Origin of the sequence: Geodermatophilus sp. CPCC 205506 (assembly GCF_051383635.1) — a bacterium.
Taxonomy (GTDB): domain Bacteria; phylum Actinomycetota; class Actinomycetes; order Mycobacteriales; family Geodermatophilaceae; genus Geodermatophilus.
The window spans coordinates 77,362-89,994 of the sequence record NZ_JALPKP010000004.1; the positions used below are offsets into that span (position 1 = coordinate 77,362).

The 12,633-nt window shown below is 74.5% G+C and carries 12 protein-coding genes; 9 read left to right on the forward strand and 3 right to left on the reverse strand.

The genetic code is table 11. The features are described from left to right. Positions 1–11: 11 nt before the first annotated feature. The gene (gene pstB, locus MY520_RS03600) at positions 12–791 is read left to right on the forward strand and encodes a phosphate ABC transporter ATP-binding protein PstB (RefSeq protein WP_436690179.1); all 780 of its coding nucleotides are present in this window, start codon (positions 12–14) and stop codon (positions 789–791) included. 40 nt (positions 792–831) lie between these two features. On the opposite strand, the gene MY520_RS03605 is transcribed toward pstB, so the two are convergent. After that, on the reverse strand, positions 832–2,922 hold the full coding sequence (locus tag MY520_RS03605; protein ID WP_436690181.1) for an LCP family protein: 2,091 nt from the start codon (positions 2,920–2,922) through the stop codon (positions 832–834). 188 nt (positions 2,923–3,110) lie between these two features. Here MY520_RS03605 and MY520_RS03610 point away from each other — a divergent pair, with 188 nt between their 5' ends. Further along, a complete protein-coding gene (locus MY520_RS03610) occupies positions 3,111–4,247 on the forward strand; it encodes a hypothetical protein (protein WP_436690183.1) in 1,137 nt (378 codons plus the stop codon). Between the two features lie 10 nt (positions 4,248–4,257). On the opposite strand, the gene MY520_RS03615 is transcribed toward MY520_RS03610, so the two are convergent. Both MY520_RS03615 and MY520_RS03620 read right to left on the reverse strand, forming a co-directional pair. Then, on the reverse strand, positions 4,258–4,689 hold the full coding sequence (locus MY520_RS03615; RefSeq protein ID WP_436690184.1) for a DUF2795 domain-containing protein: 432 nt from the start codon (positions 4,687–4,689) through the stop codon (positions 4,258–4,260). 25 nt (positions 4,690–4,714) lie between these two features. Then, positions 4,715–4,924, reverse strand: a complete 210-nt coding sequence (locus MY520_RS03620) for a DUF2945 domain-containing protein (protein ID WP_436690186.1) — start codon at positions 4,922–4,924, stop codon at positions 4,715–4,717. 279 nt (positions 4,925–5,203) lie between these two features. Between MY520_RS03620 and MY520_RS03625 the strand changes: the two genes are divergently transcribed. From MY520_RS03625 to MY520_RS03655, 7 genes are all read left to right on the forward strand, one after another. Beyond that, a complete protein-coding gene (locus MY520_RS03625) occupies positions 5,204–5,980 on the forward strand; it encodes a siderophore-interacting protein (protein ID WP_436690188.1) in 777 nt (258 codons plus the stop codon). Between the two features lie 105 nt (positions 5,981–6,085). Next, entirely contained in the window at positions 6,086–6,811 is a 726-nt protein-coding gene (locus MY520_RS03630) for a response regulator transcription factor (RefSeq protein WP_436690190.1), read from the forward strand. A 245-nt stretch (positions 6,812–7,056) separates the two neighbouring features. Further along, on the forward strand, positions 7,057–8,601 hold the full coding sequence (locus MY520_RS03635; protein ID WP_436690192.1) for a sensor histidine kinase: 1,545 nt from the start codon (positions 7,057–7,059) through the stop codon (positions 8,599–8,601). Positions 8,602–8,631: 30 nt separating this feature from the next. Further along, positions 8,632–9,345, forward strand: coding sequence for a PaaI family thioesterase (locus MY520_RS03640; RefSeq protein ID WP_436690194.1), 714 nt, complete (start codon positions 8,632–8,634; stop codon positions 9,343–9,345). Continuing rightward, positions 9,342–10,076, forward strand: a complete 735-nt coding sequence (locus MY520_RS03645) for an inositol monophosphatase family protein (protein ID WP_436690196.1) — start codon at positions 9,342–9,344, stop codon at positions 10,074–10,076. Before MY520_RS03640 ends, MY520_RS03645 begins: the two co-directional genes overlap by 4 nt. Positions 10,077–10,349: 273 nt before the next feature. After that, complete coding sequence (cysD, locus tag MY520_RS03650) at positions 10,350–11,258, forward strand: sulfate adenylyltransferase subunit CysD (RefSeq protein WP_436690198.1); 909 nt, start codon at positions 10,350–10,352, stop codon at positions 11,256–11,258. Then, complete coding sequence (locus MY520_RS03655) at positions 11,258–12,601, forward strand: sulfate adenylyltransferase subunit 1 (protein WP_436690200.1); 1,344 nt, start codon at positions 11,258–11,260, stop codon at positions 12,599–12,601. The genes cysD and MY520_RS03655 overlap by 1 nt, the downstream gene beginning before the upstream one ends. Positions 12,602–12,633 lie beyond the last annotated feature (32 nt).

Sequence of the window (12,633 nt, forward strand, 5' to 3'; positions counted from 1 at the left end):
GGGACCACAGCGTGGCCAAGCGCATCGACGTCTCCGACCTCGACATCTACTACGGCACCTTCCTCGCCGTCGAGGGCGTCAACGTCTCCATCGAGCCGCGGAGCATCACCGCGCTGATCGGACCGTCGGGCTGCGGGAAGTCGACGTTCCTGCGCTCGCTGAACCGGATGCACGAGGTCATCCCGGGCGCCCGCGTGGAGGGGAAGGTCGTCATGGACGGCCAGGACCTGTACGGCGCGGACGCCGACCCCGTCGACGTCCGCCGGCAGATCGGCATGGTGTTCCAGCGGCCCAACCCGTTCCCGACGATGTCGATCTACGACAACGTCGCCGCGGGCGTGCGGCTCAACAGCCGCAAGATGAAGAAGGCCGACCTCGACGACCTCGTCGAGCGCTCCCTCAAGGGCGCCAACCTCTGGAACGAGGTGAAGGACCGCCTCGACCGTCCGGGGTCGAGCCTGTCCGGCGGTCAGCAGCAGCGGCTGTGCATCGCCCGGGCCATCGCCGTCGAGCCCGACGTGCTGCTGATGGACGAGCCGTGCTCGGCCCTGGACCCGATCTCCACGCTGGCGATCGAGGACCTGATGATCGAGCTGAAGGAGCGGTTCACCATCGTGATCGTCACCCACAACATGCAGCAGGCCGCGCGGGTGAGCGAGCAGACCGGCTTCTTCAACCTCAACGGCGTCGGCCAGCCGGGCCGGCTCATCGAGTTCAACCCGACGGGGAAGATCTTCAGCAACCCCGACCAGAAGGCGACCGAGGACTACATCTCCGGCCGCTTCGGCTGATCGGCGGCGCAGGGGGTCGTCGCGCGGGAGCGCGGCGGCCCTACGCGCAGCTGGCCGGCGGCGCGGCCGCCGGCTCGGCGGGCGCCGCGGGGGTGTCGGGGGCGGGCTCCGGGCTGGGCGCCGCCGCGGCAGGGGCGACCTCGACCGGGACCACGGTGGTGTAGCCGGGCCCGATCACCAGCTGCACCGCGCCACCGGTGGAGTCACTCGGCTGCAGCACGGCCCCGGGGACGGCGGCGGCGACGGTGCGCGCCGCCTCCTCCGCACCCGGCCCGTAGCGGACGACGGTCTGGTTGACCGTGCCCAGCTCGTTGCCCACCTGGCCCACGCCGAAGCCCTGGCCGCGCAGGAGCTCGGCGACCGTGGCGGCCAGCCCGCTGGTGGCGGTGCCGTTGAGGACGTCGACCGTGACCGCGCCGGGGGCGACGCTCAGCGGCTGGGCGGCCGGCTCGGTGGGGGGCTGCTCGGCGGTCGGTGCGGCCGGCGCCGCGGCCTCGGCCGCCGGCTGCTCCGCGGGCGCTGCCTCGGGCAACCGGCCCTCGTCGATGACCTGGTCGAACAGCGCGCGGGTGCCGGCCGAGTCGAGCACCACGAAGGCCCGGTCGCTGCCCGCCGGCACGTAACCGACCTGCGCGACCGGCAGGCCGGTGCGCTGCACCTGGTCGCCGCCGAGGTCGCCGAGGGTGCCGGCCAGGGTGCGCAGGTCGCCGAGGCTGGTGCCCTCGTCGACGGTGAGCGCGTCGGAGGCGCGGCCGAGGAACGTCGTCAGGGTCACCGGGTTGCCGACCGTCCCCCACGACATCGCCGTCCGCAGGGTGGAGGTCAGCAGCACCTGCGCGCGCTCGGACGCCGCGGCCCCGGTGACGTCGGAGCCGGCGTCGCCCGGGGAGAGGTAGGCCGTCGCCTGCTCCCCGGTCAGCCGGCTCTCCCCCGCCGGGAGCGGGCTGGACGAGGCGGCCACCGCGTCGGAGACCGTGGGCAGGCAGACGCCGATCCCGCCGAGGGCGTCGACCATGCCCGGCAGCCGGCCGAGGTCGACGCCGAGGTAGTGGTCGATCCGGAGGCCCGAGACCTGCTGGACGGCGCGGACCATGCACGACGGGCCGCCCTCGAGCAGCGACGCGGCGAACGCCTCGGTGACCGGCTCCCGCACCTCGCCGTCGGCGTCGGCACAGGCCGGGGTGTCGACGAGCGCGGTCGGCGGGATGCTCACCAGGACCGCGTGCTCCTCGTCGGGGCTGACGTGCGCCAGCAGGGTGGCCACTCCCGCGGGGCCCTCCTGACCGGGTAGACCGGTGCCGACCACCAGGTAGGTGACCGCGCCCTCCTGCAGCCGGGGCGCCAGCACCTCGGCGCCCTGCGGGGCGAGGGCCTCGACCCGGCGGATGCCCTGGTCGGCGTAGAAGTACAGGCCCAGGTGGTAGGCGACGACGATGCCCACCAGCGTGAGCACGGCGAGCCCGGCCCGGATCAGCCGGCGCCGGCCGGGGCTGCGGGCAGCACGCCGGGCCGCACGGCGCTCGCGGGGTCCGGGCGGGGTCAGCCGGGTGGCGCCGGCGTTGGGGACGTCGCGGCCCGGGATGGGCGGCAGCGGGCTGATCGGCCGGGACGGCCGGTAGCCGGGGCGGTCCTCCAGCGGCGGGAACAGCGGCACCGAGGGGCGCGCGGCCGGCGGGACGGGGGGCAGCCCGCCACGCGACTGCTGGGCCGGGGACGACGGGATGTCGCGGTCGGCGCCGGGCACGGGCGGCAGCCCGCGCTGGGTCCCCGGGGACGGGTCGACCGGCGGCGCCTCCTCGGGGAGACCGCGGACCTCGTCCCGCGCCTCGTCGCGGGGCGCGCGGGCCTCGTCGCGGGGCGCGCGGGCCTCGTCGCCGGGGACCGGCGGCAGGCCGCGCCGGTGCGCGGGGGGCTGCTCACCCGGGGCCAGCGGCAGGGGGATCTCGCCGGTGCGCGCGGCACGACGGCGGCCGACCTCACCGCCCTGGCGGGCGATCAGCTGCTCGACGGTGATCGGCTCGCGGCCCGGCGTCCCGGTTGCCGGTGGCTGCGGAGCCGGCCGGCGCCGGCCCCGGAACCGCCCGGGCGCGCGGCCGTCGCCCGCGTCGTCGCGCGTCCGCTTGTCCCCCACCGGTGTCGACTTCCCATCGTCGTACCCATGTCGCCATGGCCCCGTGCCGTCGGCTCCGCACGGGCGCAGGCGACGATGCCCGCGCGCGGTCGCGGCAGCTCTCCACGATACGGGCGGATCGGCGCCAGCCCCGCCGACGCGCGGAGATCGAGGGGCGGTACGCCGTACGCGGCCGTAGCGTCCCCCGGGTGAGGTTGCCGTTCGTGCCCGGCCCGTCCGACGTGATCGCCGCGGTGGAGGGCCTCCGCGACGGCGTCTCCGAGGCGCTCGCGCTGGTCCCGCGGGTCGTCGCCGTCGTGGGCCGCGTGGAGACGCTGCTGGACCGGGTCGGCGGGGTGGTGGACCGGGTCGACAGCATCGTCGACCGGGCCGACGAGGCCATCACCGCGGTGGGGCAGACCCGGCAGCGAGCCGACGCCGCCATCGCCGCCGTCGGGCAGACCCGGCAGCGAGCCGACGCCGCCATCGCCGCCGTCGGGCAGACCCAGCAGCGAGCCGACGAAGCGATCACCGCCGTCGGGCAGACCCGGCAGCGAGCCGACGCCGCCATCGCCGCCGTCGAACAGACCCAGCACAAAGCCGACGCCGCCATCACCGCCGTCGGAGAAACCCGGCAACGAGCCGACGCCGCCATCACCGCCGTCGAACAGACCCAGCACAAAGCCGACGCCGCCATCACCGCCGTCGGAGAAACCCGGCAACGAGCCGACGCCGCCATCACCGCCGTCGAACAGACCCAGCACAAAGCCGACGCCGCCATCACCGCCGTCGGAGAAACCCGGCAACGAGCCGACGCCGCCATCACCGCCGTCGAACAGACCCAGCACAAAGCCGACGCCGCCATCACCGCCGTCGGAGAAACCCAGCAGAAGGCGGACGAGGCGATTGCCGCCACGGGCAGCACGATCGGTCGCGCCGACAGCGCGGTGACCGCCGCCGAGGGGCTGCTGGGTCGCATGGACCCGCTGGTCGACGTCTTCCAGGACCCGCTGCTCGCGCTGGCCCCGGCGGTCCGCCGCCTGGCGGCGAGCATCGACGCCAACGAGGTGGAGGCCGTCGTGACCTTCATCGACCGGCTGCCGCAGCTGATGACCCACCTGGACGAGGACATCATCCCCGTCCTGGGGTCCATGGGGAACGTGGGCGACGACGTGCACGACCTGCTCGACACGATGCAGGACCTGCGGCACGTGGTGAAGGGCTTCCCGGGGTCGCGGTTGTTCCGCCGTCGCGGCGCGGAGGAGATCGCGGAGGACGAGGAGCGCGACGCGGTCGCGGAGCTCGTGGCCGGAGACGGTCAGGAGCCGGAACACGCCGGCTCCTGACCGCGGCGGCTCAGGTCTCGGTCGGGTAGCCGAGGGCCCGGACGACGTCTCCGACCCGCTCGTAGGTGTCCCCCTCCGGCAGCCGGCGCAGCTCGTCGACCACCGCGTCCGGGGCGCGGTGGTCGAGGGCCGCCTCGACCAGGCCGGGGCCGGTGTTCGGGAAGTCGGCCCGGTCCAGCCAGCGGGCCAGCTCCGCCCGGGCGACGACCGCGTCGGCGTCCATGCCGACCGGGGTGCCCCCGACGAGGGTCCCTGACGGGTCGGCCGTCAGGTCGGGGTCGCCCTCGGCGACCGGCTCGACCTCACGCCACTCCTCGGCACGGGTCGCGTGCTGTCCCTTGAGCATGCCCTGGATCTCGTGCTCGAGCTCCTCGTCCACCCGGGGGCTGTGCTTGGTGCTGCGTGCCGCCGTGCCGGCGAACTGGTCTCCGGTCTCGCTCACGTTCGCGTTCCTCCTGGTCCGTTCGTCACTTCTCGTGCAGGGCGCCGGGCTTGTGCACCGCCGTCTTGCCGCTCTTGTCGCTCTCGACCTCGTACTGCGGGTCGTCCCGGCTCGCCTTCACCTTCCGGCCCGAGGCCTCGGTCTCCTCGGTGATCGTGCGGACGACGGTCCCCTCCACCCGCTTGCCGTGGCTGTTCCAGGTGACGTGGTCGCCCTTGCTGAACTCGTCTGCCATCCGTCGCCTCCGGGCGCTCGACGCTGTCCCCCTGCCCCTGCCCCTCCGGCGCCCGCGACACACATCACCCGTTCGGACCGACGGATCACCCGTGCGGGCGCTGGCATCCGTGCGGGTGTCACGTAGCGTTGTCGTCGACGGAAGAGGCCGCGACGTCCGCCCTGCTGAGGGTGGGGAGACCGGTCACCCACAGTGACGTGGACCCGTCCTCGATCGCCGGCCCGGTCGACTCCATTCCCCCGGGGTCGGCCGGGTCGGCCCGTTCTAGGCTGGGGCACCGTGATCGCCCCCGACGCCACCCGACCGGTCGACGTCCTCACGGTCGCGTCGGTCGCCCACGTCACCCCCTCCGTGCGCCGGGTCCTGCTCTCCGGCACGCCCGCGGCCGTCGCGGCCGCCGGGCCCACCGTGTCGCTGCTCGTGCCGCGCGTGGGTGACCCGGCGCCGCACTGGCCGGCGGTGGCCCGGGACGGCCGGATCGTCTGGCCGGCCGGCTCGCACGGGGTGAGCCTGCGCAGCTACACCGCCCGCCGGCAGGATCCCGACCGAGGCGAGGTGGAGATCGACTTCGTACTGCACGGGGACGGCCCGGCCGCGGCCTGGGCCGCGGCCGCGGCGCCCGGCTCGGTGGTCGCCGTCGCGGGCGGCGGTCCGCTGGGTGAGCGGCCGGCCGGGTGGCTGCTGCTCGCCGGCGACGAGACCGCCCTACCGGCGATCACTCGGATCCTGGCCGAGGCGGCGCCCGCGACCCGCGGAGTCGCGCTGGTGGAGGTGGCGGAGGTCGCCGAGGAGCAGCCCCTGCCGGCGCCGGAGGGCGTCGAGGTCCGCTGGCTGCACCGTCTCGGCACCCCGCCCGGGGAGAGCACGCTGCTGGCCGACGCGGTCGCCGCGCTCGAGCGGCCCGACGGCGAGGACCTGTTCGCCTGGGTCGCGGCCGAGTCCGCCACCGTCCGCACGGTGCGGGGGGACCTGCGCGGGCGGTGGGGCCTCGGGCGGGCGCAGCACCACGCGATCGGCTACTGGCGGCGCGGCCGCGCCATGTCCCCCGCCGGTTGAGGCCGGTGGGCGTCCAGACTCCTCACAGGGAACCCGCAGCGCCGGTCCAGCCACGCGGCGCACTCTGATCCCATGACCATGGCTGCACGTGCGACAGGAGGTGCTGTGGCCGGCACGCGTAACGGGGCCACCGCGCCCGAGGCCCGCCTCCTGGTGGTGGACGACGAACCCAACATCCGGGAGCTGCTCTCGGCCAGTCTCCGCTACGCCGGCTTCGAGGTGGCCACCGCCGCCGATGGGCAGCAGGCGCTGGCCATGGCCGCGAGCTTCCGGCCCGACCTGCTGGTCCTCGACGTGATGATGCCCGGCCTCGACGGCTTCGGCGTCGTCCGCCGGATGCGCGAGAGCGGCCGGCACACGCCCGTGCTGTTCCTCACCGCCCGGGACGCCGCCGAGGACAAGGTCTCCGGCCTGACACTGGGCGGCGACGACTACGTGACCAAGCCGTTCAGCCTGGACGAGGTGCTGGCCCGCATCCGGGCGGTGCTGCGTCGCAGCAGTGGCCCCCAGCGCGCGGCCGACGCGCCGCGGCTGTCCTTCGCCGACATCGAACTCGACGAGGAGTCGCACGAGGTCGTGAAGGCCGGCCAGGTGGTCAGCCTCTCCCCGACCGAGTTCAAGCTGCTGCGCTACCTCATGGCCAACGCCGGGCGCGTGCTGTCGAAGGCGCAGATCCTGGACCACGTGTGGAACTACGACTTCAACGGCGAGGCGAACGTCGTCGAGTCCTACATCTCCTACCTGCGCCGCAAGGTCGACACCACCGAGCCGCGGCTGCTGCACACCATCCGTGGCGTGGGCTACACCCTGCGGCTGCCGCGCGGAACGTGAGCGGACAGGGGCGTGAGCATCGCAGCGAGCGCCAGCGAGCGAGGAGCGGAGCGCTCCACGGGAGCGAACCGGTGACAACGTGAGCGGACAGGGGCGTGAGCATCGCAGCGAGCGCCAGCGAGCGAGGAGCGGAGCGCTCCACGGGAGCGAACCGGTGACAACGTGAGCGGACAGGGGCGTGAGCATCGCAGCGAGCGCCAGCGAGCGAGGAGCGGAGCGCCCCGCCGCAGTGACACGGTGACGACGTGACGTCCGCCCCGCCGTCGGTGCGCCCGGGCCCGCGGGTCCCGCTGCGCGTCACCCTCGTCGCCCTCCTCGTCGTCCTCGTCGCGCTGGCCCTGCTCGCCACCGGGCTCGCGGCGACGTCGCTGCTGCGGGGCTACCTGACCTCGCAGCAGGACGGGCAGCTGCGCCAGGGCGCGCTGAACGTGCGGGAGGACGCCTGGCGGGTGCTTGACGACTGCACGTCCGCGGATGCGGGGTACCCCTCGAGGGAGTACCTGGGCTGCCTCCCACCCAGCGCCGACCACCTGGTCCTGGTGGCGGGCCCGGTGGACGACCCGGGACGGCGGCCCGACCTCGACCACCTCGACCACCTCGCCGAACGGGTCGACGACGCGGGCCCCGGTGGCGTGCGGATGTTCACCGTGCCCGCGGCGGACGGCCACACCTCGTGGCGGATGGCCGCCGTCGAGCTGCCCGAGGGCTGGACCGCCCTCATCGGCACCGACCTCGGGGGCGACGAGCGGCTCATCGGCCGGCTCGTGAGCATCGAGGTGGTCGTCGGGTTGATCGTGCTGACCCTGCTCGGCGCGGCCGGCTACGTCGTCGTCCGCAACAGCCTGCGCCCCCTCACCGAGGTGGAGCGCACCGCGATGGCCATCGCGGCCGGCGACCTGTCCCAGCGCGTGCCGGAGGGCGACGAGCGGACCGAGGTCGGCCGCCTGACCACGGCGCTCAACGGGATGCTCTCCCGCATCGAGCAGTCGTTCCGCGCGCAGCAGGCCTCGGAGGAGCAGGCCCGAGCCTCGGAGGGCCGGATGCGCCGGTTCGTCGCCGACGCCAGCCACGAGCTGCGCACCCCGCTGACCTCCATCCGCGGCTTCGCCGAGCTCTACCGGCAGGGCGCGGTGAGCAACCCCGAGGACACCCGCCGGCTCATGGAGCGGATCGAGTCCGAGGGCGCCCGCATGGGGCTGCTCGTCGAGGACCTGCTGCAGCTGGCCCGGCTGGACCAGCAGCGCCCCCTGACCATCACCCCCGTCGACCTCGCCGAGGTGGCCGGCGACGCCGTCCACGACGCGCGGGCGCTGCAGCCGGACCGGCCGCTCAGCCTGCACCTCGACGAGGCGCTCAGCGAGGTGCCGGTCGTGCTGGGCGACGAGGCCCGGCTGCGTCAGGTGGTCGGCAACCTGGTCACCAACGCGCTCGTGCACACCCCGCCCACCGCCGCGGTCACCGTCCGCCTCTCCGACGAGCCACCGGCCGGGGACGGCGGGGCCGACGACGGCGGGGTGGTCGTGCTGCAGGTGGCCGACGAGGGGCCGGGGATGGCACCGGAGGACGCCGCCCGGGTGTTCGAGCGCTTCTACCGCGTCGACGCCTCGCGGTCCCGCGCCGAAGGCGGCACCGGCCTGGGCCTGGCGATCGTCTCCGCGCTGGTCGCGGCGCACGGCGGCACCATCCACCTCGACACCGCGGCCGGCCAGGGGGCGACCTTCACCGTGCGGCTGCCCCGTTCGGGCCCGGCCCCGGCGGCGACCCCGGCGGTCGACGGGGCCGAGGCCTGAGCGGACCACCGCGCTGGTTACCGTCCCGGCGTGCACACCGACGAGGGCGGGCAGCCCTACGACGCCGACCTGATGGCCGCGGTCGCTGAGCTCGGCGGCGCCCTCCGGGACCTCGTCGACGCCTCCGTGCGCACCACCGTCCCGGCCGGGGAGCTGCGCGCGGCCGCCGCCGAGGCGCGGGCCGCGACCACCAGGCTGGCCGCGGGCCGGCGTCCGCCGACCCAACTGCCGGTCCTCGACGACCCGCTGGTCTTCCGCCGGGTCTACAACCCGGTGAGCGGCGTCGGGAGCGCCCTGGCGCCGCCGCTGGTCATCCGGCGGACGGCGGACGGCGTGGCCGCCGAGGCCACCTTGGGGATGGCCTACGAGGGCCCGCCCGGGTACGTGCACGGGGGCATCAGCAGCCTGCTCATGGACCAGCTGCTCGGCTCGGCCGCCATCGCCGCCGGCCTGTGGGGCATGACCGTCCACCTGGAGCTGGACTACCGTCGCCCGGTGCCCCTGTCCACCCCCCTGCTGCTGCGCTCCCGCGTCACCGAGGCGGCCGGCCGCCGGTGCGTCGTCACCGGTGAGATCGCGACCGCCCAGGCCCCCGACCGGACGCTGGTGACCGCCCGGGGGGTGTTCGTCATGCCCCGCGAGGAGCTGCACGCCGACTACTTCGGGTCGATCACCGACGCCTCCGGCCGGCCGGCCCCGCCGGGACGGCCGACCGACGCCACGGCCCTGTCGGACCAGCCGTGAGGGACGTCGAGGTCGCCGCGGAGACCGCCCGCGCCGCCGCGGCGGCGCTCCTGCGGCTGCGCGCCGAGGGGCAGCTCACCGGGCGCCCGCTCGGCGACGCGGGGGACGCCGCCGCGCAGGCCGCGATCAGCGGGCTGCTCGCGGAACGATGCCCCGACGACGCCGTGTTCAGCGAGGAGGCGGTCGACGACCCGGCCCGCCTGACCGCCGAGCGGGTGTGGATCGTCGACCCGCTCGACGGCACCCGGGAGTACGGCGAGGACCGGCCGGACTGGGCGGTGCACGTGGCGCTGTGGTCCGGCGGTGAGCTCACCGCGGCCGCCGTGGCGCTGCCGGCGCTGGGCGAGGTCCTGGTCACCGACCCGGCGCCGGACGTGCCAGCCCCGGGGGGCGGACGGCTGCGGATCGCGGTGAGCCGCACCCGCCCGCCCGCGGTCGCCGACACCGCCGCGGCCGCGCTGGACGCAGACCTGGTGCCGATGGGATCGGCCGGCTACAAGGTGACCGCCGTGACCCGGGGCGAGGTGGACGCCTACGTGCACGCCGGCGGCATGTACCAGTGGGACTCGGCCGCACCGGTCGCCGTCGCCCGGGCCGCCGGGCTGACCGCCGTCCGGCTGGACGGCTCCCCGCTGCGCTACAACGACCCCGACCCGTACCTGCCCGACCTGCTGGTCTGCCGCCCGGAGCTCGCCGAGCAGCTGCTGGACGCCGTCCGCCCGGGTGGGTGAGTCGGGGGTCACACGCGAGCGCGCGGGGCGATGGCGGACACTGGAGGGGAATTCCCCCCGGACCGGTGCGGTTGGTGCTGGTTCGAGCCCCGCCCCCCGACGCTCTGGAGTCATGCCACGTGAGCGAGCTCGCGAGCTCACCGATGAGCGCAGCACCCCTGGGCACGCGCCCGACCAGCGTCAGCGAGGAGGACGCGTGAGCGAGCTCGCGAGCTCACCGATGAGCGCAGCACCCCTGGGCACGCGCCCGACGAGCGTCAGCGAGGAGGACGCGTGACCACTCCCGACTACCGGCTCTCCCAGTTGGAGACACTGGAGGCCGAGTCCATCCACGTGATCCGTGAGGTGGCCGCCGAGCTGGAGCGACCGGTCCTGCTCTTCTCCGGCGGCAAGGACTCGATCGTGATGCTGGAGCTGGCCCGCAAGGCCTTCGCGCCGGCCCGCATCCCGTTCCCGGTGATGCACGTCGACACCGGGCTGAACTTCCCCGACGTGCTGGAGTTCCGCGACAAGCGGGTCGCCGAGTTGGGCGTGGAGCTGATCGTCGCCTCGGTGCCCGACGCGATCGCGGCCGGCACGGTCAAGGAGGAGCCCAACGGCTCCCGCAACCGCATCCAGACCCCGGTGCTGCTCGACGCGGTCGAGGAGCACGGCTTCACCGCGCTGTTCGGGGGCGCCCGCCGCGACGAGGACAAGGCGCGGGCCAAGGAGCGGGTGTTCTCCTTCCGCGACGAGTTCGGCCAGTGGGACCCGAAGAACCAGCGGCCCGAGCTCTGGGACATCTACAACGGCCGGATCCACCTCGGCGAGTCGATCCGGGTGTTCCCGCTGTCGAACTGGACCGAGCTGGACATCTGGCAGTACATCGCCCGTGAGCAGATCGCCATCCCCGCGCTGTACCTCGCGCAGGAGCGGGAGGTCGTGGAGCGGCAGGGGATGCTCTACGCGGTCAACGAGTTCATCCGGCCCCGCGACGGCGAGCAGCCGTTCTCCGCGGTCGTCCGCTACCGCACCGTGGGCGACGCGAACCTGACCGCGGCCGTGCGGTCGGAGGCGACCACGGTCGAGGAGGTCATCGCCGAGATCGCGGTGACCCGGATGACCGAGCGCGGCGCGACCCGCGGCGACGACAAGGTCAGCGACGCCGCCATGGAGGACCGGAAGAAGGAGGGCTACTTCTGATGGCCGCGCAGTCGGACACCACCCTGCCCCTGGACGAGGACGGCGCCGTCGACCTCCACTCGCCCGTCGCCGAGCACGCCGCGGAGCTCGCCACCGCGCGCAAGGACATCCTGCGCATCGCCACCGCCGGGTCGGTGGACGACGGCAAGAGCACGCTGATCGGCCGGCTGCTCTACGACAGCAAGGCGATCTTCGAGGACCAGTACGAGGCGGTGGCCCGCGCCAGCAAGGGCGACTTCGTCGACCTCGCGCTGCTCACCGACGGCCTGCGCGCCGAGCGCGAGCAGGGCATCACCATCGACGTCGCCTACCGGTACTTCTCCACGCCGCGGCGCACGTTCATCCTGGCCGACACCCCCGGCCACGTGCAGTACACGCGGAACATGGTCACCGGCGCCTCGACCGCGGATCTGGCCATCGTGCTCGTCGACGCCCGCAAGGGGATGCTCGAGCAGAGCCGCCGGCACGCCTTCCTCGCCTCGCTGCTTCGGGTGCCGCACCTGGTGGTCGCGGTCAACAAGATGGACCTCGTCGACTGGTCGGAGTCGGTCTTCGACGCCATCGCCGACGAGTTCAGCGCCTTCGCCGCGAAGCTGAGCGTCCCCGACCTGACCGTCGTCCCGATCTCCGCCCTGCACGGCGACAACGTCGTCAAGCACTCCCCGAACACGCCCTGGTACGAGGGCCCGACGCTGCTGCACCACCTCGAGCACGTGCACGTGGCCAGCGACCGCAACCTCACCGACGTCCGCTTCCCGGTGCAGTACGTGATCCGGCCGCAGTCCGACGCGTACCACGACTACCGCGGCTACGCGGGCACCGTCGCCAGCGGCGTTCTGAAGCCGGGCGACGAGGTCCAGGTGCTGCCCAGCGGCCTGACGACGACGATCGCCGCGATCGACGGCCCCCGCGGTCCGCTCGACGAGGCGTTCGCGCCCATGGCGGTGACCGTGCGGCTGACCGACGACCTCGACATCTCGCGAGGCGACCTGATCTGCCGCCCGGAGAACTCCCCGCACGTCACCCAGGACCTCGACGCGCTGGTCTGCTGGATGGCCGAGGAGCCGCTGCGCCCGCGTCAGCGGATCGCGGTCAAGCACACGACCCGCAGCGTCCGGGCGATGGTCAAGGAGCTGGCCTACCGGCTCGACGTGAACTCCCTGCACCGCGACCGCGAGGCGACCGAGCTGGGGCTCAACGACATCGGCCGGGTGCGGCTGCGCACCACCCAGCCGCTGTTCGTGGACGACTACGTGCGCAACCGGGTCACCGGGCGGTTCATCCTGGTCGACGAGGCCACCAACGCCACCGTCGGCGCCGGGATGCTCACCCCCGCCGGCTAGGTCCCACCCCACGACGACGACGCCGGGAGCCC

Excerpts from the sequence above, each read along its gene's own strand:
- MY520_RS03620 (WP_436690186.1), bottom strand. The coding sequence starts at position 4,924 with ATGGCAGACGAGTTCAGCAAGGGCGACCACGTCACCTGGAACAGCCAC.
- MY520_RS03655 (WP_436690200.1), top strand. The coding sequence starts at position 11,258 with ATGGCCGCGCAGTCGGACACCACCCTGCCCCTGGACGAGGACGGCGCC.